The 21,716-nt window shown below is 61.8% G+C and carries 21 protein-coding genes; 12 read left to right on the plus strand and 9 right to left on the minus strand.

The features are described 5' to 3' along the window. Positions 1–50 precede the first annotated feature (50 nt). Complete coding sequence (locus ACERJA_RS10575; RefSeq protein WP_373608152.1) at positions 51–3,773, minus strand: CARDB domain-containing protein; 3,723 nt, start codon at positions 3,771–3,773, stop codon at positions 51–53. 262 nt (positions 3,774–4,035) lie between these two features. Here ACERJA_RS10575 and ACERJA_RS10580 point away from each other — a divergent pair, with 262 nt between their 5' ends. The 6 genes from ACERJA_RS10580 to ACERJA_RS10605 all read left to right on the plus strand — a co-directional run bounded on the left by ACERJA_RS10580 (position 4,036) and on the right by ACERJA_RS10605 (position 5,992). Next, positions 4,036–4,242, plus strand: coding sequence for a hypothetical protein (locus tag ACERJA_RS10580; RefSeq protein WP_373608153.1), 207 nt, complete (start codon positions 4,036–4,038; stop codon positions 4,240–4,242). 70 nt (positions 4,243–4,312) lie between these two features. Then, a complete protein-coding gene (locus ACERJA_RS10585; RefSeq protein WP_152942379.1) occupies positions 4,313–4,573 on the plus strand; it encodes a 50S ribosomal protein L37ae in 261 nt (86 codons plus the stop codon). Positions 4,574–4,595: 22 nt separating this feature from the next. Continuing rightward, positions 4,596–4,730: a DNA-directed RNA polymerase subunit P gene (locus ACERJA_RS10590; protein WP_006064440.1), complete on the plus strand. Its 135-nt coding sequence runs from the start codon at positions 4,596–4,598 to the stop codon at positions 4,728–4,730. Between the two features lie 6 nt (positions 4,731–4,736). Then, positions 4,737–5,003, plus strand: coding sequence for a KEOPS complex subunit Pcc1 (locus ACERJA_RS10595; RefSeq protein ID WP_006064441.1), 267 nt, complete (start codon positions 4,737–4,739; stop codon positions 5,001–5,003). A 338-nt stretch (positions 5,004–5,341) separates the two neighbouring features. Continuing rightward, a complete protein-coding gene (locus ACERJA_RS10600; RefSeq protein WP_006064442.1) occupies positions 5,342–5,737 on the plus strand; it encodes a prefoldin subunit beta in 396 nt (131 codons plus the stop codon). After that, complete coding sequence (locus ACERJA_RS10605; RefSeq protein WP_373608154.1) at positions 5,738–5,992, plus strand: DUF3194 domain-containing protein; 255 nt, start codon at positions 5,738–5,740, stop codon at positions 5,990–5,992. 225 nt (positions 5,993–6,217) lie between these two features. Here the strand turns inward: ACERJA_RS10605 and ACERJA_RS10610 are convergent, their stop codons facing one another. The 4 genes from ACERJA_RS10610 to ACERJA_RS10625 form a co-directional block, all read right to left on the minus strand. Then, complete coding sequence (locus ACERJA_RS10610) at positions 6,218–8,539, minus strand: LUD domain-containing protein (RefSeq protein WP_373608156.1); 2,322 nt, start codon at positions 8,537–8,539, stop codon at positions 6,218–6,220. Positions 8,540–8,544: 5 nt separating this feature from the next. Next, positions 8,545–9,048: an LUD domain-containing protein gene (locus ACERJA_RS10615; RefSeq protein ID WP_373608158.1), complete on the minus strand. Its 504-nt coding sequence runs from the start codon at positions 9,046–9,048 to the stop codon at positions 8,545–8,547. A gap of 138 nt (positions 9,049–9,186) precedes the next feature. Beyond that, positions 9,187–10,092, minus strand: coding sequence for an NmrA/HSCARG family protein (locus tag ACERJA_RS10620; protein WP_373608159.1), 906 nt, complete (start codon positions 10,090–10,092; stop codon positions 9,187–9,189). 337 nt (positions 10,093–10,429) lie between these two features. Then, positions 10,430–10,981, minus strand: coding sequence for a GMP synthase subunit A (locus tag ACERJA_RS10625; RefSeq protein WP_373608160.1), 552 nt, complete (start codon positions 10,979–10,981; stop codon positions 10,430–10,432). A gap of 241 nt (positions 10,982–11,222) precedes the next feature. Here ACERJA_RS10625 and ACERJA_RS10630 point away from each other — a divergent pair, with 241 nt between their 5' ends. Both ACERJA_RS10630 and ACERJA_RS10635 read left to right on the plus strand, forming a co-directional pair. After that, on the plus strand, positions 11,223–11,396 hold the full coding sequence (locus ACERJA_RS10630; protein WP_373608162.1) for a hypothetical protein: 174 nt from the start codon (positions 11,223–11,225) through the stop codon (positions 11,394–11,396). A 68-nt stretch (positions 11,397–11,464) separates the two neighbouring features. Next, positions 11,465–11,602 carry a hypothetical protein gene (locus tag ACERJA_RS10635; protein WP_373608163.1) on the plus strand — a complete coding sequence of 46 codons (138 nt, stop codon included), beginning with the start codon at positions 11,465–11,467 and terminating at the stop codon, positions 11,600–11,602. 101 nt (positions 11,603–11,703) lie between these two features. On the opposite strand, the gene ACERJA_RS10640 is transcribed toward ACERJA_RS10635, so the two are convergent. Further along, positions 11,704–12,921 carry a proteasome-activating nucleotidase gene (locus tag ACERJA_RS10640; RefSeq protein WP_373608164.1) on the minus strand — a complete coding sequence of 406 codons (1,218 nt, stop codon included), beginning with the start codon at positions 12,919–12,921 and terminating at the stop codon, positions 11,704–11,706. 124 nt (positions 12,922–13,045) lie between these two features. Here ACERJA_RS10640 and ACERJA_RS10645 point away from each other — a divergent pair, with 124 nt between their 5' ends. From ACERJA_RS10645 to rad50, 3 genes are all read left to right on the plus strand, one after another. Further along, positions 13,046–13,315 carry a MarR family transcriptional regulator gene (locus ACERJA_RS10645; protein ID WP_373608165.1) on the plus strand — a complete coding sequence of 90 codons (270 nt, stop codon included), beginning with the start codon at positions 13,046–13,048 and terminating at the stop codon, positions 13,313–13,315. Between the two features lie 112 nt (positions 13,316–13,427). Continuing rightward, positions 13,428–14,699, plus strand: a complete 1,272-nt coding sequence (gene mre11 / locus ACERJA_RS10650; protein ID WP_373608166.1) for a DNA double-strand break repair protein Mre11 — start codon at positions 13,428–13,430, stop codon at positions 14,697–14,699. Further along, a complete protein-coding gene (rad50, locus tag ACERJA_RS10655) occupies positions 14,696–17,374 on the plus strand; it encodes a DNA double-strand break repair ATPase Rad50 (protein ID WP_373608167.1) in 2,679 nt (892 codons plus the stop codon). The genes mre11 and rad50 overlap by 4 nt, the downstream gene beginning before the upstream one ends. Before the next feature lie 43 nt (positions 17,375–17,417). Here rad50 and ACERJA_RS10660 read toward each other — a convergent pair whose 3' ends face one another. The 3 genes from ACERJA_RS10660 to ACERJA_RS10670 form a co-directional block, all read right to left on the minus strand. Further along, entirely contained in the window at positions 17,418–17,897 is a 480-nt protein-coding gene (locus ACERJA_RS10660) for a hypothetical protein (RefSeq protein ID WP_373608168.1), read from the minus strand. A 65-nt stretch (positions 17,898–17,962) separates the two neighbouring features. Beyond that, positions 17,963–18,406, minus strand: coding sequence for a hypothetical protein (locus tag ACERJA_RS10665; RefSeq protein ID WP_373608169.1), 444 nt, complete (start codon positions 18,404–18,406; stop codon positions 17,963–17,965). Positions 18,407–18,546: 140 nt separating this feature from the next. Next, a complete protein-coding gene (locus ACERJA_RS10670; RefSeq protein ID WP_006064456.1) occupies positions 18,547–18,732 on the minus strand; it encodes a hypothetical protein in 186 nt (61 codons plus the stop codon). A gap of 120 nt (positions 18,733–18,852) precedes the next feature. Here ACERJA_RS10670 and ACERJA_RS10675 point away from each other — a divergent pair, with 120 nt between their 5' ends. Then, entirely contained in the window at positions 18,853–21,582 is a 2,730-nt protein-coding gene (locus ACERJA_RS10675; RefSeq protein ID WP_373608170.1) for a DNA-directed DNA polymerase, read from the plus strand. Positions 21,583–21,716: the final 134 nt, after the last annotated feature.

Genomic DNA, 21,716 nt, shown 5'->3' on the forward strand with positions numbered 1-21,716 from the left:
CAAGAGACAGTCGCCGCTGACGGCCCACTCGCTCGAGGGAGTGGCGTCGATTACGGCGACTCGTCGTCGGGAGATTCGTCTGCCGGTTCGTCGGCGGGTTCGGCAGGTGGTTCTGCGGGCGGCTCTGCTGGGGGATCAGCCGGTGGGTCCTCGGGCGGTCCTGGTTCTTCCGGTGGCTCTCCTGGCGTGTCCTCAGGCGGTCCTGGTTCTTCCGGTGGCTCCCCGGGTGGGTCCTCAGGCGGTTCTTCGGGCGTGTCTTCAGGCGGTCCTGGCTCTTCTGGTGGGTCCTCAGGCGGTTCCTCCTCGGGTGGTTCGGTCACCGTGACCTGAACCGATGCAGTGTCGTCGTCGGTTCGAACGGTCGCGGTTCGGTCGCCGACATCCGCCGGGGTCGTCTGATAGGTCAGCGAAACCGACTCTGTTTGGTCCGGTTCGAGCGAGACCGACTGACTGTCAACACCTTGTTGCTGGTCGAGATCCAGCTCCACACCCGTCTCGCCAGCTTCGCCGCCGACGTTCGTCAGGTCGGCAGCTACCTCGAGTGTGTCCCCAGCTTCGATCGAGTCGGGTGCGCTGACGCTCGATATCTCGATCGTTGCCGGCTCGAGCGGTTCCTCGACGGTCACCTGTGTCGTCGCCTCGTCGTCCTCGCTGCGGACCGTTACCTCGAGGTCGCCGACGTCTTCGGGCTGGGTCTGGTACGACAGTGTCTCGGTGTCACTCTCTCCATCCTCGAGGTCGACCTGCGTGGTGTCCACGACCTGCCCACCGATCTCGAGTGAGAGTTCCTGAGACCCCGCCGAGCCGCCGACGTTGTCGACGTTGGCCGTCACCTCGAGCGTCTCACCGGCCACCACGGGGTCGGTTGCCTCGAGGATGGAGACCGAAAACTCCGGCTCCAGATCGAGATAGTCGCCGGCGGGCTCCGTTTCGGCCCGCAGCGTTTCGTCGTAGAGATACGACGAGAGGTCGACCTCCCAGACGAGTCGCTCGTCGTCGGTCTCGGGCGTCCACTCGGCAGTGAACGTGTGGGACCCAGGCTCGAGCGTGGGCGGTTCGTCCGGGGTCGTCCCGGCGACGAACGCGCCGCCGAAGAGGTCGAGATCGTTTGGGTTCTCGTAGCCGAACGTCACCACCAGGCTGTCGTCTTCCTCGGGCGTGACGTCCTCGAGGTCGATTGTCGGCTGCTCGGGCCGTCGTTCGTCGACGCAGTCGTTCGGGTTGCTCTCGCGGATTTCATCCGGGCCAAACCAGTTGACGATGATCGTTCCGATGGTCGACCCGAAGCCGTCATCCGGGAGTCCGACGACGACTTCGTCGTTGGTTTCGTCGACGACGCCATCACCCTCACCGATCTCGAATCGGATCGTTCCGGAAAACGGGGCGTCGATTTCGTCGCCGACCGTGATCCCGTGATGAGCGTTCCCGACACCTGCCGAGTCGATGAACAGTGTTTCGACGGTCAGATCGTCGCCGTCGTCGAACGCGCCGGAGACGGTGGCCTGTGTACAGTCGGCGAACTCGATCTCGAGTTCGTCGTCATCTTCGTCATCGGTACCGTAGACGAGAACCGTGCGTTCGTCCGAGGCGACGGGGCTCTCGACGCGAACTGGGAACTCCTGGTCGTCCTCGACGAGCGCCGTCTCGAACGCCATCGTAACCGTCTCGCTGTCGCCTGGCTCGAGTTGCACCGAGTCGGTGTCCACAACGGTCGGATCGTGGCCGACGACGAACTCGAGGTCCTGTGTGACGGCGACCGCGCTCGCGTTTTCGATCTCGGCGGTCGCTTCGAGGACGTCACCGGCGTCGACGGGATCGTTCGTCTCGGTGATCGTCACGGTTACGTCGACCTCGTCCGTCCCGATCACTTCGACGTCACGGACGGCTGCGTCGTCGTCGCTTTCGACCCGGATGGGGAACGTCTGGGTTCGCCGGACGGGTGCCGTTTCGAACTCGAGGTCGACTGTCTCGGTGTCGCCGCCGGCAACGGTTACCGACTGGCTGTCGACGAGTTCGGGGTCGTGACCGACGATCAGTTCGATCTCCTGGGTCGTCTCCGACTCGGCGGTGTTCTCGAGCGTGGCCGTCACCTCGAGGACGTCGCCGGTCGCAACCGGGTCGTTCGTCTCGAGGCTCGTCACCGAAAGCGGTGGCTCATCAACGTAGACGAACACCGGGACCTCGTCCGAATCGCCCTCGGTTTCGATCCGAACTGGAAAGCGCTGGGCAGTCTCGACGACGGCGGTCTCATAGCCCATCGTGATCGTCTCGCTGTCACCCGGCTCGAGTGAGACGTCGACCGTCTCGACCACCGTCGGATCGTGGCCGACAGTCAGCTGTACCTCTCGGGTTAGCCCTGTGCCGTGGGTGTTCTCGACGTCGGCAGTCACCTCGAGAAACTCGCCTGTCTGGACCGGCGAATTCGTCTCGGTGATCGTTACGTCCAGCCCGACGTCGTCGGTGCCGATCACCTCGACGGTTTGTTCGTCGGTGCTGTCTTCGGCTTCGACCCGCACAGGGAACGACTGGGTTTGTCTGACGACCGCCGTTTCGAACTCGAGATCGATCGTTTCGGTCTCGCCAGCGCCGACAGTCACCGACTGGCTGTCGACGAGTTCGGGGTCGTGGCCGACGATGAGTTCGACATCCTGTGTCAGTTCAGAGTCAGTCGTGTTCTCGAATGTCGCCGTGACCTCGAGAACATCGCCAGCGTCGACGGGATCGTTCGTCTCGGTGATCGTCACGGCCAGCTCCGCGTCAGGTTCGCCGACGTCGTCGATCACCCACGGGCTCTCGGACGTGATTGTTCCGTGTTCGTCGATCACCCAGACAATGATCGGACAGCCGTGACAGCTGCTCTCGAGGGTAAGCGTCGCGGTGTCTCCGCTGCCGCTTACCGCCGTTTCGCCGAGAATGACGTCTGCATGCCCGAGCCACCAGACGACGCGGTCAAGCGCGCCGTCGGGATGGGCGACGTCCAGTTCGAGGTCGATTGGGTCGTCGGGGTCGACCGCGATCGAGTCGTCGGCCGGCTGTTGCCCCTCGATAGTCGGCGCTGCGGATCCGGTTTCCTCCACGGTGACCGTCCACATCGCTCGAGTGCGGTCGTCGTCGCCGACGGCGGCGGCGACCTCGTAGGTGCCAGCATCGTCGAACGTCGTCTTCCAGTAGTCGGCCCCTTGATTGCCGTAGTACGCGCTGTGCCAGGGTCCCATCGACCAGCCGGCGTACGCTCCGTCGACAAACCACTGCGTTTGACCACCGTACTCTCCCAACGCATCCGATTCAACCTCGAAGAGCACTGTGGTTCCTGGCTGAACGGTGAGCTCGCGGTCCGGCCGCGTCTGTGTCGCGTCGAGTTCGTCGACCTCGAGGACGTCGACCGTCTGCTCGGCCGCGTCGCCATCGACCTCGAACCGGACCGTGACCGTCTCGTCCTGCTCGACCGGAGACGTCCGGAAACTGACGTAGTCGAGCGTTCGGCTCTCCCCGGGATCGACCGGCGTCTCGATCGTCGATCGATGCTCACCCTCGTAGAACGCGTCGACGACGGCTCGAACCGGCGTGGTGCCGGTGTTTTCGACTTCGACCGTTACCTCGAGCAGCGACCCACCGTCGACGGGCGCGTTCGTCTCGAGGATTCGGACCTCGGTAGCGCCGTCGTCTTGGACGGCACGGCCCCGTCTGATCAGCCCCCGTTCGATCGCTTCCACACTCCCCGTAAGCGTCGCCGCCAGACCGCCACCGGCAGCGAGATAGCTGCGTCGCCGCATGATATCAGTTACCACGACAAATGATATAACCCATTGTGGGGGTTCTCCTGACCGTTATTTTTTGCGACGAGATGAGCACGAAACCGACAGGCGAACGGACCGTCAGACGACCGCGCTTGCCACGAGCGACTGCAGTCGTGATCGGTGTCACCCCCACTGATCGAGTGAAACGGTGCGAATACTGTCAGTATCCGATGGAAGTGACACTGTCTGCTGGTTGTCAGTCCCTTATCCGGACAGCCGTAATGAGATATAATTAGCCATGCTCGAGCGACCAGATGCCGTCCTGGCTGCGATTCCGCTGCTTGCGGTAAGTGGACTCGTCGTTCGATCAGCGATCGCGATGACGGGCGTCGCGACGGGGCTTCTTGCGATCCCACTTGCACCCATCGGCTATCTCGCTGCCCTCGTGTTCGTCTTTCGGGAGCTACTTACCGGACCAGTCGCAACGGCAGCGGCCGAAACCTGAGATGTGTTCGCTGGCGGCCCCGCCGCGACTCAACAGGTTTAAGAATCCGCTGGGGATAGCTAGTCCTACTATGGCCAAGAAAGGAATAGTCGGTAGCGCGGGCCGCTTTGGCGCACGCTACGGTCGCGTTGCCCGACGTCGCGTCAGTGAGATCGAAGACGACATGCAAAACGCCGAGGTCGACGGCGACTCCGTCACCCGTGTCGGCACCGGTATCTGGAAGAACGAAGAGACCGGCGAAGTCTTTACTGGCGGTGCCTACCGCCCGGAGACGCCTGCCGGCCGCACTGTCAAGCGTTCGATCCGCGCCGCACTGGCAGAAGACGAATAACGACCACGGATACTGATTCAGTATGAGTTACAAATGCTCTCGCTGTAAGCGCGACGTCCAGATCGACGAGTACGGCGGCGTTCGCTGCCCCTACTGTGGTCACCGCGTGCTCCTGAAAGAGCGCAGTCGCGACGTCAAGGAAGTCGGCGTTCAGTAACCGCGCGTGTCTTCTCACGACGCGACCCTCGAGTTCGAGTATGAGACGCCGTCTCGTGCTCAACTCGTCGCCGAAAGCGTCAGCCGCGAGATCGGCGAGATCGACGACGACCGCTCCCAGACAACCATCGAGCACCAGCAGTCGGTCGTCCGAATCGAGATCGCCGCCGCGGACGTAATCGCCCTGCGAGCAGCACTCAACACCTGGTTTTCGCTCGTCGATGTCGCCGAACGGACGGCTACTATCGGCGAACGCACACTCGAGTCGTCGTAAGCAGAGTGGCGACTCGAGTCACGCTGTGTGACCAACCCAAATCGCAGTCACACCGCACAGACCGGCTCTGGGTGCCGAACTGTGATTGTTCTGCGCTCGCCGGACAGGACGGTCGCGACAGTCGTTATACTGACACCTGAACCGATGGACACACATCGCACAGTCGTCGTGCGATGCGATGTGCAGTGACGTTCAGTGGGTACTCTCACATGTGCTATCAGCCACCACAGCACGGCCGCGACGCCAACATCTGAATACGCAGTTGGGGTGTGCTTGCTGGGGCGCGCTGATCGACGACAAAGCTTGGCTTTATCCGTCCGGAGGGCGACGGTCGAGATATGCAAGGTAATCTACCGCCGGAAGCACAGGAGAAAATCGAACAGCTGCAGGACCTTCAGGAGACCGCACAGACGGTCGCCGTCCAGAAACAGGAAGCCGAATCGAGCCTCACCGAGGCCGAAAACGCTCTTGACGAGCTCGAGACCATCGACGAGGAGACGCCAATGTACCGGAAGGTCGGCGAACTGCTCGTCGAGACGGAGTACGACGAGGCCGAAGACGACCTCGAGGACAAGGTCGACTCCCTCGAGATCCGCCTCGAGACCCTCGAGAAACAGGAAGAGCGCGTTCAGGACCAGTTCGAAAGCCTTCAGGGCGAGCTCGAAGAGCTCCTCGGTGGCGGCATGGGCGGCGGCCCAAGCCCAGCAGGCGGCCCAGGCGCTGGCGGCGCATAAATGCCGACTGACGAGCCGACGGCCGACGACGTCGTCCAGACGGCGTCGGACGCTGCGGAAGGCTACGTCTTCTCGCAGTACAAACAGTCGGCCGTACGCGATCTCGACGTCACTGTAACGTTCGAGGACGGCGTCCTCGAGGTCGACGTCTATCTCAACGTACCCGGTGACGAGGAGACGGCCGATACCGAACAAGTCGCCGACAACGCCGCACTCGCGGCGCGGGAAGCGGTCGACGAACTGTTCGGCGAATAAGCGAGTGGTCGGTCGACGGCCACACATGCCGTTTTCGACACAGCACTGAACCAAGAGCGCGCCGCTTGTGGAGCCGAACGGACTCGCTGCGGTGCCGTTGAAAGACAGTTCGAGAGCGACTGCACCGAGAGCGGTGTCGCCGGTTACAGCCGAACCGATCGCATCGCCGCCGTGCGATGGACCCGTACAGTGAGTTGCAACGGCGACTGGAGCCCGCAGGTAAACTCAGCGCGTCGGGGCCAGCAACTCGATCGGATGCGGAACGTCGCGCTCGAGCAGCGTCTCGAGTTGGTCGCCACAGGACGTCCCGGAGGCGACGACGGTCGCTGCCGTCTCGAACTCCTGGGCCAGTCGGTCGCCGACGTCCATACTTAGCTCGTAGTACTCCTGTTTGTATCCGAACGAGCCGGCCATCCCACAGCACTCCACACTCGAGGTCCGTGGGTCGTAGCCACAGCGCTCGAGCAGCGCTGTCGTCGGGGCCTCGAGGCCGAGCGTTCGCTGCTGGCAGTGGGAGTGGTAGGCGATCGACACAGCTTGCTCGTCGGTCCCGCCATCGGCGGTCGCAAGCGCGTCCGGGTCGGCGCCGTGCTCGAGGAGGCCGTAGACGTAGTGACACACCTCGTAGCTGTTGTCCCGGAGACGCTCGAACGAGCGGTTGGGCAGCAAGCGTTCGTACTCGCGGTGGAACGCCGCCAGATCGGACGGCTCGATGACAACGAGATCCCGGCCGGCATCGAGATCCTCAACGACGGCGCCGTAGAGGCGACTGGCCTGTCGATCTGCCGTGGCGATCATCCCCTGTGAGAGCGGCGCGCGGCCGCTTTCAGGGAGATCGGGGACGCTGACCGGAACGCCGAGTGCCTCGAGTGTCCTGACCGCGGCTTTCCCGCGGTCGGTATCGACGTGATTCGTGTAGACATCGGGGTAAAGGACGGCCTCGCGGTCGATCGCTGTCTCGCTGGCTTCGGACGCGGCGCGTTCTGCGCGGCGTCTCGAGGTCGCCACGCCGCCTCGGTTCTCGAACCAGTCGACGAGCGTCTCGCGCTGGAAGCTCGGCAGGTCGCGACGCTGGTCAATGCCGAGGGTGGACTCGAGTACTCTGCGAGCAGGGCCAGTCTGGGCCAGCCAGTTCGAGACGGGTGCCGTCGTGGAGCCGAGTTTCGCGACCGTGTCGATGTTTCCGAAGAACCGCTTGCCGAGGTCGAGGCCACCAGTCTCGGCGTCAGGTGTGAGACCATCGACGAGGAAGTCGTACGACTCGCCATTGCCCTCGCGATTGATGCGATCCCTGACGACGGTGTTGATCCACGGGATATCGATTTTCACCGGACAGGCGTTGACACACTGTGAACAGCCCGTACAGAGGTCGTTGAACTCAGCGGCGCTCTCCTGACCGTGGACGCCGGCTTCCCAGCCAGTGGCGATGCCGCCCGAATACGTCTCGCCGCCGAAGGCGTGACCGCCGACGGCCTGGAAGTTCGAACACGAGTTCGAACAGGCACCACACCGAATACAGTACAGCGTCTCGCGGAGCAGGTCGTCCTCGCGCATGTCCATGCGGCCGTTGTCGAGCAAGACGAGGTGGAACTCGCGGTCGGGCTCGGTGCCTGCCGAGGTATTTGCGTCCGCGTTCGCGCCCGCGAGGGGCTGGTCTGGGGCGTCGAAATCCAGTGTCGGCGACGCAGTCGGCGGCGTCAGCATCGTCACGTACTGGGAGATGGACTGGCCCGTCGCGCTCTTTGCGATCAGGTCGACGAACGGCTCGAGGTCCCGAACCGACGGAATCAGCTTCTCCACGCCGGCGATGGCGACGTGGGTGTCGGGTGTGACGGCACACTTGCGGGCGTTGCCCTCGTTCGTGACGAGCGCCATCGTCCCGGTTTCGGCGACGACGAAGTTCGCGCCCGTGATCCCCACGTCGGCCTCACGGATGCGTTCGCCCAGATAGTCGCGAGCGAACTGGGTGAGTTCTTCGGCCGTTTCGAACGGTTCGTCGGGGTCGAAGCGCTCGGTGAACAACTCGGCGATCTCCGGCTGGCTGATATGCATCGCCGGCCCGACGATGTGAGAGGGCGTGTCGTCTGCGACCTGCAACACCCACTCGCCGAGATCCGTCTCGTAGACGTCGGTGCCGTTGGTCTCGAGTGCCTCGTTGAGGTCGATCTCTTCGGTGGTCATCGACTTCGATTTGACGACGGATGGCTGCTCACCGGTGGCCGAATCCGACCGTTCGGCGACGACATCCGAAACGTAGGCGTTCGCGTCCGCAGCGTCGTCGGCGACGTAGACCGTCCCGCCGTTTGCTTCGACTGCGTCCCGAACCGTCTCGAGCAACTCGGGGAGTCGATCGATCGCATCCTCTTTGATCGATCGTGCATCGGCCCGCAGCGTCTCGATATCGTCCGTCTCGGCGTAGGTCTGTGCCTGACGCGCGCTCATCGCGCTCGAGTGGGCGTGGACAGCCTCACCTTCGGTCTCGAGGAGCTGTCGGATGCGGGCGGCCATCTCGCTTTTAGAGCCGGGCTGGTGGGTTCGCTCTGCCATCGTGCTCACCGATCCTCCAGAACGATCACGCTGACTGTCCCGGGGCCGTGGACACCATGGACGAGGTCACCCATGTCCGCCGTTGCGCTCCGGCCAGTCGCGAAGACGATACTCTTCCGGTCGGCAAAACAGTCCTCGAGGCGGTCGAATCCGGCTCCGAGATCCGCCACGACGTCACTTGCGGCGACGACCGCGACGTGCTGATTGGGGTAGAGACTGACCGGTTCGTCGCCCGCAGCCCGTGATTCGATGGCGACGGTGCCGTACTCGGCGATCCCGAACGTGGCAGGCGTAACGCCGGTCCGCGCGTCCTCGAGCTCACCGGCCGTCGGCCGCGTCGTCACCGACTCCGGCTGTGAGACGCCGTCGAACGGGAGGGGGACACCGACAGCAGGTGCCTCGAGGACGGCTGCGATTCGCTCAGTCGCATCGACTGCCGGCACTCGTTCGACGCCGACCTCGAGAGACTCGAGGGCGCGTTCGAACCGGCCGACGGTATCGATTGTCATCAGATACCACATTCGAACCGATGATAAATAGACTGGCGGTCGCCGACACTGACTGACTCGGGCAAATCGATACGCGCCGCTCGGGTCGAATGATCGCGTAGAAAACAGTCGTTATCGGCGGTGGCTACGCGCTGTCAGTCACTGCATCGCTTTGACCCAGCCGGGAACGGACGCCATGCCGTCTTTGTCCTCCCAGCCGTGTTCGCGGAGATACGTCTCGAGGTCCGTAAACTCGAAACCGAGCTGCGCCTCGAGCGCGTCGATATCGGCGCTGTAGCCGACCTCGTTGAACCACTCGCACATCACGGTGAACTCCTCGCCGAAGCTGTCGTAGGCGTCCTCGATCGGGACGTAGACCGGCTCGACATCGACACCGGTGACGTTCGAGAGCGTCTTGGCAGTCTCGGCAAGGGTTAACTCGTCGCCGGCGAGTTCGACGTGCTCGCCAACGAACGCGTCGGGGTTTTCGAACGCGACCGTAGCCGCGCGGCCGACGTCGTCAACGTCGATCATCTGGAGGGCAACGCCGTCCGCGAGTGGCAGCGCGAGCTGGCCGTCCTCGACGATATCCGCAGCGAACGCCTCGAGATTCTGGAAGAAGAACACGGGCTGGAGGACGGTCATCGGTAACTCGAGCCGTTGGGCGTACTGGTCGATCTCGTCGGCCGAATCGAAGTGGGGGACGCCGGTGTCTTTCTCGTGGCTCCCGACGCCGCTGAAGACGAACTGGTCGACGCTCGCCTCGCTTGCGACGTCGGCGATGTTCTTCCCCTGCTGGACCTGCGTCTCGTAGCCTTGGGTCCAGAAGTTGGTGACGGCGAAGACGGCGTCGACGTCGGCGACGTGCGGTTCCAGGGACGATTTGTCGTTCAGGTCTCCTTCGACCACTGTCACGCCCTGGTCGGCCAGTTCCTGTGCGCGGTCGCCCGAGGCGTCACGGGTCAGCCCGGAGACGTCGAAGTCGGTGTCGGCCTCGAGGAGGTGTTCGACGACCGATCCGCCCTGATTGCCGGTCGCACCGGTAACGAGGACGCTCGTGGTCATCTCAGTCCACCTCGCCGAAGCACGTGGCAGTGAGTGGAGACGAGACGACCGTGGTTGGAACGGGACGTGAAACTGGTTTCATTACGTTATCTGATTCGCCTTGAAACCTACATATACGCTTGGCGACATGAACGATACTAGCTTACACCGATGTTACCACATTTCCCTGAGAATACACGTTGGTAATGATTGCAGCTGTGGCTACGCTGGTGGACGATCCACTGATACGGTCTGCTGTCCGTCGGTTCCGGCGCAACCGGGAACCGTCCTGCGGTCGCGCCGGTACATCGGTACAGCAGACCGTATGAAAACAGAAAAATCGGTCGCGAGTGAGTCGCTACTGTTCGCAGATCTCGAGGAAGTTCTCGAAGATCTCGTCGCCTTCTTCCGTGTGGGCGACCTCCGGGTGCCACTGGACGCCGTAGAGATCACGGTCGGTATCGCTCATTGCTTCGACACCGCAGACGTCGCTTTTGGCCGTGAGTTCGAAGCCGTCAGGCAGTTCCTTAACCTCGTCAGCGTGGCTCGCCCAGACGCGGGTTTCGGGGTAGAGCGAGCCCGTCAGTGGGTCATCTCCGTCGAGAATGTCGACGTTGACGTCGGCGTAACCGCCGTACTCCCCGCTGCCGACACGGCCACCCAGTTCTTCGGCGATCAGTTGCATTCCCAGACAGATCCCGAGGACTGGCACGTCCGCCTCGAGGTAGTCTGCGGATTTCCCGATTCGGTCCATATCCGGGCCACCGGAGAGGACGACGCCATCAGCGTCGACGTCCTCGGGGGGTGTCTCGTTGTCGAGCAGCTCCGTTTCGACGCCGAGGTCGCGAAGCGCGCGGCGCTCTAAGTGGGTGAACTGACCGTGGTTGTCCACCACGACGATCTTCGTCATTGACTGGCCATAGCCAGTCACCCGGTAAAAACGGTCCGGAACGTGTTCTGGGGGAGAGAGTGACTTGAACCGGTCCGATCAGCGCACGCTTGTTGGCTCTGTAGCCAACAAATTTATTCTGTACACCAATCCCACATACTACTTCAGTTTCTCACCCATCTGCTCTAAAATTCTGGTTTCTTCAATCATTTTCACGAGGTATACCAAAACGTTCATACATGCACCAGCAGTATTCGTAGGTATGACACTCGAGGCCGAGTCGGTGGGCAGTCAGCCGGACAACGACGGCACTGTCGTCACGGCAATCGATGAGATCGATGGTCGATCGCACCTCGTTATCGCCGATATTACGCGAGATGATGTCTGGCTCTCGATACCGGAGCGAGCAGCTGTTTCGCTCGAGACGTGGCGATAGAGAGGCAGGTCAGTGTCGTCGTCTCTGGTTCCGGTACGTTTATACTCGTTTCACCGGAGCATACACGTATGACAGTCGATCTCAGTGAGTTCAAGCATTCGTCGTGGATCACTGCGGGCGGAACAGTGGTCGGATATCTGTTGATTCTTGCCGTACTGACGGTGGCACTGTTTATTGTTCCGTGGCTGGTCTTCGCGGCGCTATAGCGCCTCAAAACGAGTCGCACGCTCTGTTGTTCTCGAGTCGTACCGTCTGATCGAGCTATCGCTCGCTCTCGACGGTGAGAGAACAGAAAAAAACGGCCAGTTCAGGCGAAGGTTTTCGAGACGTCTTCGGTTTCATCCGAGTCAGCCTGGACTTTCTCCCAGGCGTTACGGAAGTCTTCCATACGGATCTCGGTTCGCTCGTCGCGGATGGCGAACATCCCGGCTTCCGTACAGACGGCCTTGACGTCGGCACCGGAGGCCTCTTCGGCTTCTGCAGCCAGTTCCGCGAAGTCAACGTCGTCAGCGACGTTCATCCCACGGGTATGGATCTCGAAGATGATTTTGCGGCCTTCCTGGTTGGGCTTTGGCACCTCGATGAGGCGGTCGAAGCGGCCAGGACGGAGGATCGCGCGATCGAGCATATCGAAGCGGTTCGTCGCGGCAATAATGCGGATCTCACCGCGTTCCTCGAAGCCGTCCATCTCGCTCAGAAGCTGCATCATCGTCCGCTGGACCTCGGCGTCGCCCGACGTTTTCGACTCCGTTCGCTTGGCAGCGATGGCGTCGATCTCGTCGATGAAGATCACGGCGGGTTCGTGCTCGCGGGCGACCTTGAACAGGTCGCGGACGAGCTTTGCACCCTCGCCGATGAATTTGTGGACCAGTTCCGAGCCGGCCATCTTGATGAAGGTGGCGTCGGTCTGGTTGGCGACGGCTTTTGCGAGCATCGTCTTCCCGGTGCCCGGCGGCCCGTAGAGCAAGACGCCGCTCGGTGGGTCGATCCCGACATCGTCGAACATCTCGGGCTTCTCGAGGGGCATCTCGACGGTCTCGCGGACCTCTTGCATCTGCTCTTCGAGCCCACCGATATCCTCGTAGCTGACTTCCGGGCTCTCGGTGACTTCCATCACGCGGGCACGCACGTCAGTCTCGCTCGAGAGACTCTTCACGATAGACAGCGAGTTGTTGACGGCGACCCGGGCGTCTGGGTCGATTTCGTTACGGAGTTCGTCGGTGACCTCCGTCAGCGCCTCCTGGTTGTTGCCGTGCTGTTTGATAATGACGCCTTCGTCCGTGATCTCCTGGACGGTGGCGACGAACAGCGGTGACTGCTTGAGTTTCTTGTTCTCGTGTGTGAGTCGCTCGAGTTTCTGCTGGTACTTGTTATTCTCGGCGTTGGCATCGAGGAGCTTGTCCCGCATCTCCTCGTTTTGCGCCTCGAGGATCTCCAGCCGTTCCTCGAGCGCCTGGATCTTCTCCTGTTGGGACGCCTCGTCCTCGTCGTATGGGAGGTCGACGTCGTCCACAGTGTCGCTCATCACCCGTCTCTTGGGTGTTGCTTCATAAGAGGCTTCGGGTAGGTGTACTCGACCTCAAAATATAACTATCGAGCATTTATTGAAACAGAAAATATTATTACCTTGTATCCGAAACGGGAGGATGATGAGTGCTTCAGAGTCGTTGCGACACGAGGCCGAACCGAGGGGGACGTGGGATGACGTCAGAGAGCTACCACCGAGTGCGAAACTCGTCGCGAAGGTCCTCGAGTACAACGACACGATGACCCAACAGCAGATCGCCGACGAGACGCTCCTGCCGTCTCGAACCGTTCGATACGCACTGAACCGCCTCGACGAGGAAAACGTCATCGACTCTCGATTTTCCTTTTCCGACGCTCGTAAGCGACTGTACAGTCTCGACATCCAGGAGTAACGCGCGTTCTGTCCGAGACAGCTGCCCCCCGTTTCACACTCAAGTCTGTCGTTCGTTCACTTTCACTTCAGTTACAGAATCCCTTTAGGACGCGCTTGCCAAACACGTGGCAATGACGCGGGTACTACATACGGGCGATACCCACATCGGGTACCAGCAGTACAACTCGCCCGATCGACGCCAGGACTTTCTCGAGGCGTTTCGTGACGTGGTCAACGATGCGGTCGCCGACGACGTCGACGCCGTGATCCACGCCGGCGACCTCTTTCACGACCGCCGTCCGGGACTGGTTGATTTGCAGGGCACCGTCGAAATCCTGCGAACACTCGCTGACGCCGACATTCCCTTTCTCGCCGTCGTCGGCAACCACGAGGGCAAACGCGACGCCCAGTGGCTCGATCTCTTCGCCGATCTCGGTCTCGCGACGCGACTCGGTGCCGAACCCGAACTCGTCGACGACGTCGCCGTCTACGGACTGGATTTCGTTCCCCGATCGCGACGGGACGACCTCGAGTACGAGTTCGCCCCCGTGCCCGAGGCAGCCGACCACGCGGCGCTGGTGAGCCACGGCCTGTTCGAACCGTTCGCCCACGCCGACTGGGACACCGAGCGACTGCTTACCGAATCGACGGTCGAGTTCGACGCCGTCCTGCTCGGAGACAACCACAAACCCGACACCGCGGAACTGCACGACACATGGATCACCTACTGTGGCTCGACCGAACGTGCAAGCGCAAGCGAACGCGAAGACCGAGGCTACAACCTCGTCGACTTTACCGACGACGCCGTCTCGATCAGCCGCCGTGGTCTCACTGAGACCCGCGAATTCGTCTTCGTTGATGTCGACCTCGAAGACGGTGAAGGCGTCGACCGCGTTCAAGAACGCGTTCGTGAGTACGACCTCGAGGACGCCGTCGTCATCGTGACGATCGACGGTGAGGGGCGACCGATTACGCCAGCGACAGTCGAGACGGCGGCCATCGACCGCGGGGCACTCATCGCCCGCGTCAACGACCGGCGAGAGCTGCCTGACGATGACGAGGAGCTATCGGTCCGCTTTGCCGACCCCGACGCCGCCGTTCGTGACCGTGTCCGTGAACTGGGGCTCAGCGACGCCGCCCTCGAACTCGACGAAACCGTTCGAAACGACGAGCTCGTGGATTCGAACGTCCGCGAAACCGTCGAACGACGCGTCAGGGAAATTCTCGAAGCGGACACAGCCGCGTTCGACCCTGCTCCCGAGCGCGAGCGCGACGACGAGGACGTGACGACGGTTGCAGACCAGCTTGCCGACGGCGACGAAGACAGCGCGGAGACGACCACGCCAGAGGATGAGGCAAGCGACGAGCCCACAGACACCGCCTCGCTGGGTGATTTCGCATGAGAGTCGACCGTATCCGGCTGCTGAACTTCAAATGCTACGACGAAGCCGAACTCGGGCTCGAGCGCGGTGTGACCGTCGTCCACGGCGTCAACGGCAGCGGGAAGTCGACGCTGCTCGAGGCCGTGTTCTTCGCGCTGTACGGCTCGAAGGCACTGGATGATCGCACCTTAGACGACGTGATCACGACCGGCGAAGACGAAAGCGAGGTCGAACTCTGGTTCACGCACGACGGTCGTGAGTACCACATCGAGCGCCACCTCAAACTCAGAGGTGATCGTGCGACAACGGCGAAATGCGTCCTCGAGACACCGACTGAGACGATCGAGGGTGCACGCGACGTTCGCCGCGAGGTGACCGAACTGCTCCGGATGGACGCCGACGCGTTCGTCAACTGCGCCTACGTCCGCCAGGGCGAGGTCAACAAGCTGATCCACGCCTCGCCGAGCGATCGCCAGGACATGATCGACGACCTCCTCCAGCTTGGCGCACTCGAGGCCTACCGCGAACGGGCCAGCGACGCTCGTCTCGGCGTCAAGACGGTCCTCGACGGCCAGCAGGAGGTCCTCGAGGATCTCCGCAAACAGGTCGAGCAGAAAGAAGGGAAGGAGCTTCACGAGCGCCTGAACGGCCTCGAATCCCGTCAAAACGACGTTCGCGAGGATATCGATCACTTCGAAACGCAGCGTGAGCAGGCACGAACCACCCTCGAGCGCGCCGAAGACGTCCTCGAGCGCCACGCAGAAACGCGCGAGGAGGTCGCGACGCTCGAGGACGAGATCGAGGAGCTGCGCTCGAAAATTTCCGAGACCGAGCGCAAACGCGAGAACGCAAAAGACGAGATTCGAGACCTCGAGGACCGACGCGAGGAACTCGCCGCGGAACGCGATGAGCTGCTGGCCGAGACCGATCTCGAGAGCCCCGACAACGACGCCGTCAACGCCCGTCTCGAGACACTCGAGGCACGCGACGATGAGCTCCGGGATGCGCTCGAGGAGGTTCGGGTGGCGATCACGGAGACCACGAGCGAGATCGAACGTCGCCGCGAGACGGCCGCCGACCTCGAGCCCAAAGCCGAGGCTGCCCGCAAGCAAGCCGACGAGATCGATGCCAAACTCGAGACCGACGCGGATGCGATCGAGGACCGTGAAGCGAAGGTGGCGGATCTCGAGGCACAGATCACCGCTGCACGCGAGCGATTTACCGATGCGCCAGTCGACTTCGGTGACGCCACTGCCCATCGCGACTCGCTCGACACACAACGGGCGCAGCTGACCGACGAGATCGGTGACGTCACCGCCGATATCAGGACGGTCGAGAACGCGATCGAGGAGGGCGAGCGGCTGCTCGAGGAGGGGAAGTGCCCCGAATGTGGCCAGCCCGTCGAGGACTCACCACACGTCGACGTGCTGGACGACAAACGCGAGGAACTCGCGGAACTTAACGATCGACGCGAGGCCCTTGAGGCCGACCGCGACGACCTCGACGACCGACTCGAGCGCGCCGAGGAACTTTGCGAGGCCGAACGACAGGTCGATCGACTCGAGGAGAACCGGAACAACATCGAGCAACTGCTTGCGGAGAAACGCGAGACGCTCGCGGAGCGACGCGACCAGCGCGAGCAGCTACGCGAAGACGCCGAGGAGCACGAGGCCGACGCCGAATCGAAACGCGCCACCGCTGACGATCTCGAGGACGAAGTCGCCGACCACCGAGCCGAACTCGGCGCGATCAACACCGAACGCAGTGAGATCAAGGACGCGCTCGAGTCACTCCAGCGTCTCGCCGACATCGGCGATGAACGTGCCGACCTCGAAACCGAAATCGACACGCTGCGTGAGCGCCGTCGGGACTGGCAGACCATGAACGACGAGCGCCGCGAGGCGCTCTCGAGCAAACGCGACCGCAAGCGCGACCTCGAGTCGGAGTTCGACGATGAACGCGTTGTGAGCGCCCGTGAAAACAAACAAAACGCCGAGAACTACCTCGAGAAAGTCGACGCGAAACTCGAGGAACTCGAGGAGAAACACGCCAACCTCCAGAACGCGATTGGGGCCGCCGAACGGGAACTCGAGGAACTCGAGGAACTTCGTGAGCGTCTCGACGCCGTCGAGACACGTTGTGAGCGCCTCGAGTCGCTGTACGACGAAGCCGAGACGCTACAGGCGACGTATGGCGACCTGCGGGCGGAACTCCGCCAACAAAACGTCGAGACGTTAGAGCGGCTGCTCAACGAGACGTTCGAGCTGGTCTACCAGAACGACTCCTACGCGGCGATCGACCTCGACGGCGAGTATCGGCTGACCGTCTACCAGAAAGACGGCGAAACGCTCGAGCCCGAACAGCTCTCGGGTGGCGAACGGGCGCTGTTCAATCTCAGTCTGCGGTGTGCGATCTATCGGCTACTCGCCGAAGGGGTCGAGGGAACGGCCCCGCTGCCGCCGCTGATTCTGGACGAGCCGACGGTCTTCCTCGATTCGGGCCACGTCACGCAACTGGTCTCGCTGGTCGAATCGATGCGCGACCTCGGCGTCGAACAGATCGTCGTCGTGAGCCACGACGAGGAACTCGTCGGGGCGGCGGACTCGCTCGTCCGTATCGAAAAGGATTCGACGTCGAACCGCTCGCGACTCGAGCGCGGTGAGCCACCCGAGGGAGAGCTGCTCGCATCCGACTGACCGAGACACTGCGAGAGGAAGGGGTGAGTGTTAGAGATCCGTATCAACTGTTGTCAGCAGTCTTGCTGGAGTGTGTTTCGGTCGTCGTTGATTCGCAACCGTCACCCATCGAAATTCGTTCGAGCGCTGTCGCACATGTGTCTGTAGTCCGATACCCACGTTCGCCGCCAACTTCGACCGTTTCGAGCAGGCCAGCAGCCGACAGCACCGTGAGTCGGCCGTGGAGATCACTCTCACAGAAGTCGTACGCGTCGAGCAGTGTTCGGATCCCAAGCGGGCCGCGGTCCTCGAGCTCGACCAGCAGGCCAAGTGTCGCCTCGTCGTGAACGTTCGTCAGGAGCGTCCGAACCGGCTCGGAGACGGTACGGGCAGCCGTCTCGAGAGCGGACTCGTCGACGGCCTCGAGACGGTCGTTCTGGATGTAACACTCGTTGCCGTTCTGTGGATCCCGAACGAGACTTGCACGTTCGGAGCGTTTAAGAAGCAGATATCGTTTGCCGGTGTCGTCGTGAACGGTTTTCATGATCAGGTATGATCGTCCGGTGGCGGACGTTGGGTGACCGCCATTGAAGTAGTTTCGCCTGCACCCTATTCCATCGGTTCCGTGGGACGGTCGGCATCGTCGTCATCCGCTGGCGCAGTGGCGTCGTTCGTTCGTTGGAACACCCGATAACGATGAAACGCGAATCCTGTGAGGACGAGGCCGGCGGCCACCAGATAGGTGCTATACGTGACTTCGCTCTCGAAAATAAAAAAGAGGAGTCCGAGTGCAAAGGCCAAGACCGCTGCGTTAACGACGAGCACCAGCGCCCAGAACTGTGTCAGCAGGTCGCTGTCGACATCGGTCTCGGAACCCGATAGGCCGGAGACGGTTTCATCTTCTTCGAACTCCGATCTGAGATCCGACCGCAGATCTGACCCTGCGTCTTCGGTCGAAACCCGAGGAATGGTAATGGAGTCACTGTCGGGGTCTCTGAACTCCGCTTCAGGATCGTACTCGTCGGGTTCGTTCTCGGTCCGGTCGGATACCACAGGTGAACGGAGGACAACGATCCAAAAAAACGTTCGCGTTCGACCGTCTCGGCTGACTATCCCACACTGCTCGCTACTGTGTCTCGACGCAATCACACCCATCCGGCAGGGTGCGCTGGAATGGACGCCAGCTGACGGCGTCAGGCGACTTCTGCCAAAGAGAACGTCTGGGAGGTCTCGACCCACGCGAGCGGATTCTCGGCGTCGTAAAAGACGACACCATCATCCGTTTCATAGGACTCGACCGTCGCGGTGCCCGCTGGTTCACTACGTGGCTCGCTTCGATCCGTCGTGTCGTCGTTGACGTGGGTGGACACTTCAATCACCTATACTCGTGGTATGTGTTACCACATTATATGTCTTGCTGCACCTGCAATACTCAGACAGACCTGAGGAGTCGACCGAATTGTGGGGGTTTTTATCCAGTCACTGCCAACTCCGACACCATGACTGAGGCGGGCCAAACCGGACTCTCGGAGTTTTCTCAAGAGCCCGACGAGCGACCGGACGAAGAGGCAGTTGCCGTCGCAGGCAACGGTGGATCGAACGCTGGTGAGGTGATCGACGTCATCGAGGAAACGCTCCCCGAAGCCGACGGCGACCTCGAGCTAGCCGTGATGCAGGTCGACTACACCATCGCCGGCTACGGCGACGAGGAACGACCGATCATGCACGTCTTCGGACGGACAGCCGACGGCAGCTTAGAACACATCCAGATCGTCGGCTTTCAGCCGTACTTCTACGCGCCGACGGATTCACTCGAGCGCCCGCCCGAAGAGCAGTACGACCGGCTCACTGGCAGCCGCGACGTCGATGCAGACGGCGAGCCGTATGAGAGTATTCGTGGCGAGAAACTGACCAAAATTTTCGGCCAGACGCCGCGGGACGTCGGGCAAGTGCGTGATGAGTTCCAGCATTTCGAAGCCGACATTCTCTTTCCGAACCGGTTTCTGATCGACAAAGACGTCCGCAGCGGCATTCGCGTGCCCGAACGCCGGGCCGAGGACGGCTCGTTAGTCGTCCCCCACGACGAGGTCGAAGCCACGGACGTCGACGCCGATCCGCGCGTCTGTACGTTCGACATCGAGGTCGACGACCGCTCGGGTTTCCCCGAGGACGGCGAGGAGCCGATCGTCTGTCTCACCAGCCACGACTCCTACCGCGACGAGTACATCATGTGGCTCTACGAGGCCCCGATCGGCGACGGCCCGATCCCCGACGCGATCACCGACTACGAGCCAATCGAGGGCGAACTCGAGCACGAAGTCCGGAGCTTCACGGAGGAAGAAGCGATGCTCGAGGCCTTCGTCGACTACGTCCGAGACACCGATCCCGACGTCCTGACGGGCTGGAACTTCGAGGACTTCGACGCACCGTACTTCCTCGACCGCCTCGAGGAACTACAGGGCCCCCACCACGAGTACGATCTCGAGATCGATCGCCTCTCTCGTGTCGACGAGGTCTGGCGCAGCAACTGGGGTGGCCCCGATATCAAAGGCCGGGTCGTCTTCGACCTGCTGTATGGCTACCAGCGGATGGTGTTCTCAGAACTCGATTCCTACCGGCTGGACGCCGTCGGCGAGGCCGAACTTGGCGTCGGCAAGGAACGCTACGCCGGCGACATTGGCGACCTCTGGGAGGACGACCCCACCCAACTGCTCGCGTACAACCTTCGGGACGTCGAACTCTGTGTCGAACTCGACCGCCAACAGGAGATCATCCCGTTCTGGGACGAAGTGCGCTCTTTTGTCGGCTGTAAACTCGAGGACGCCCCCACACCCGGCGACGCAGTCGACATGTACGTCCTCCACGAAGCCCACGGCCGCTTCGCGCTGCCCTCGAAGGGGCAACAAGAGGCCGGCGAGGAGTACGAGGGTGGTGCGGTGTTCGACCCGATTACGGGCGTCAAAGAGAACGTCACCGTCCTCGACTTGAAGTCGCTGTACCCGATGTGTATGACGACGGTCAACGCCTCGCCGGAGACGAAAGTCGATCCTGACGAGTACGATGGAGAGACCTACGTCGCACCCACCAAACCCGAACCGATCCACTTCCGCAAGGAGCCCGACGGCGTCATGCGCGAGATGATCACCGAACTGCTCGCCGAGCGCGAGGAGAAGAAATCGCTGCGAAACGAGTACGAACCCGGTTCGCTCGAGTACGAGCAGTACGACCGCCAGCAGGGTGCAGTAAAGGTCATCATGAATTCGCTTTATGGTGTGTCAGGGTGGGAACGGTTTCGGCTATATGACAAGGAAGCAGCAGCCGCAATCACTGCTACTGGGCGCGAAGTCATCGAATTCACGGAAACTGCCGCAAACGAGATTGATTATCAGGTCGCGTATGGTGACACCGATTCGGTCATGCTCGAGCTCGGTCCTGATGTCCCGAAAGAAGACGCCCTCGAGCAATCCTTTGAGATCGAGGAGTACATCAACAGCCGGTACGACGACTTCGCTCGAGAAGACCTAAACGCCGAAGCGCATCGGTTCCAGATCGAGTTCGAGAAACTGTACCGACGATTCTTCCAGGCGGGCAAGAAGAAACGCTACGCCGGCCATATCACCTGGAAAGAGGGCAAAGACGTCGATATGATCGATATCGTCGGCTTCGAGTACCAGCGCTCGGACATCGCCCCGATCACCAAGGAAGTCCAGCACAAGGTCATCGAGATGATCGTCAAGGATGGTGACGTCGAGGGGGCAAAGGAGTACGTCAACGGCGTTATCGAGGACGTCCGTACGGGCGACATCTCGCTCGAGGAGATCGCTATCCCGGGCGGAATCGGCAAGCGACTCGACAACTACGATACCGACACGGCACAGGTTCGTGGCGCGAAGTACGCGAACCTGCTGCTCGGCACGAACTTCCAGCGTGGCAGCAAGCCCAAACGACTGTATCTGGATCGTGTCGATCCGCGCTTTTTTGAGCGACTCGAGGCTGAAGAAGGGTTCGATGCCCGCACCGATCCGCTCTACGGCGCGTTCAAGCGCGACCCCGACGTGATCTGTTTCGAGTACGACGACCAGATTCCCGACGCGTTCGAGGTCGATTACGACACGATGCTCGAGAAAACGCTGAAAGGACCCATCGAACGCATTCTCGAGGCACTCGGTGTCTCGTGGGAAGAGGTCAAAAGCGGCCAAGAACAGAAAGGCCTGGACAGCTTTATGTAATCGAACCGGATTTCGGAACGCAGAGACCACCGACGACGACCCATTTCTACGCTGCAACTGTCGCGCTACAGGAATCCCCCAATACGACGGGTTCTACCTACCTATCGCGGTCAAAATACGCCGAAACGCAGCTT

The sequence above is a fragment of the Natronorubrum sp. A-ect3 genome (assembly GCF_041821125.1).
GTDB lineage: Archaea > Halobacteriota > Halobacteria > Halobacteriales > Natrialbaceae > Natronorubrum > Natronorubrum bangense.

Coding starts and splice junctions, on each gene's coding strand:
- ACERJA_RS10575 (WP_373608152.1), bottom strand. CDS start 3,773: ATGCGGCGACGCAGCTATCTCGCTGCCGGTGGCGGTCTGGCGGCGACG.
- ACERJA_RS10580 (WP_373608153.1), top strand. CDS start 4,036: ATGCTCGAGCGACCAGATGCCGTCCTGGCTGCGATTCCGCTGCTTGCG.
- ACERJA_RS10585 (WP_152942379.1), top strand. CDS start 4,313: ATGGCCAAGAAAGGAATAGTCGGTAGCGCGGGCCGCTTTGGCGCACGC.
- ACERJA_RS10590 (WP_006064440.1), top strand. CDS start 4,596: ATGAGTTACAAATGCTCTCGCTGTAAGCGCGACGTCCAGATCGACGAG.
- ACERJA_RS10600 (WP_006064442.1), top strand. CDS start 5,342: ATGCAAGGTAATCTACCGCCGGAAGCACAGGAGAAAATCGAACAGCTG.
- ACERJA_RS10605 (WP_373608154.1), top strand. CDS start 5,738: ATGCCGACTGACGAGCCGACGGCCGACGACGTCGTCCAGACGGCGTCG.
- ACERJA_RS10610 (WP_373608156.1), bottom strand. CDS start 8,539: ATGGCAGAGCGAACCCACCAGCCCGGCTCTAAAAGCGAGATGGCCGCC.
- ACERJA_RS10615 (WP_373608158.1), bottom strand. CDS start 9,048: ATGACAATCGATACCGTCGGCCGGTTCGAACGCGCCCTCGAGTCTCTC.
- ACERJA_RS10620 (WP_373608159.1), bottom strand. CDS start 10,092: ATGACCACGAGCGTCCTCGTTACCGGTGCGACCGGCAATCAGGGCGGA.
- ACERJA_RS10625 (WP_373608160.1), bottom strand. CDS start 10,981: ATGACGAAGATCGTCGTGGTGGACAACCACGGTCAGTTCACCCACTTA.
- ACERJA_RS10630 (WP_373608162.1), top strand. CDS start 11,223: ATGACACTCGAGGCCGAGTCGGTGGGCAGTCAGCCGGACAACGACGGC.
- ACERJA_RS10635 (WP_373608163.1), top strand. CDS start 11,465: ATGACAGTCGATCTCAGTGAGTTCAAGCATTCGTCGTGGATCACTGCG.
- ACERJA_RS10640 (WP_373608164.1), bottom strand. CDS start 12,921: ATGAGCGACACTGTGGACGACGTCGACCTCCCATACGACGAGGACGAG.
- ACERJA_RS10645 (WP_373608165.1), top strand. CDS start 13,046: ATGAGTGCTTCAGAGTCGTTGCGACACGAGGCCGAACCGAGGGGGACG.
- mre11 (WP_373608166.1), top strand. CDS start 13,428: ATGACGCGGGTACTACATACGGGCGATACCCACATCGGGTACCAGCAG.
- rad50 (WP_373608167.1), top strand. CDS start 14,696: ATGAGAGTCGACCGTATCCGGCTGCTGAACTTCAAATGCTACGACGAA.
- ACERJA_RS10660 (WP_373608168.1), bottom strand. CDS start 17,897: ATGAAAACCGTTCACGACGACACCGGCAAACGATATCTGCTTCTTAAA.
- ACERJA_RS10675 (WP_373608170.1), top strand. CDS start 18,853: ATGACTGAGGCGGGCCAAACCGGACTCTCGGAGTTTTCTCAAGAGCCC.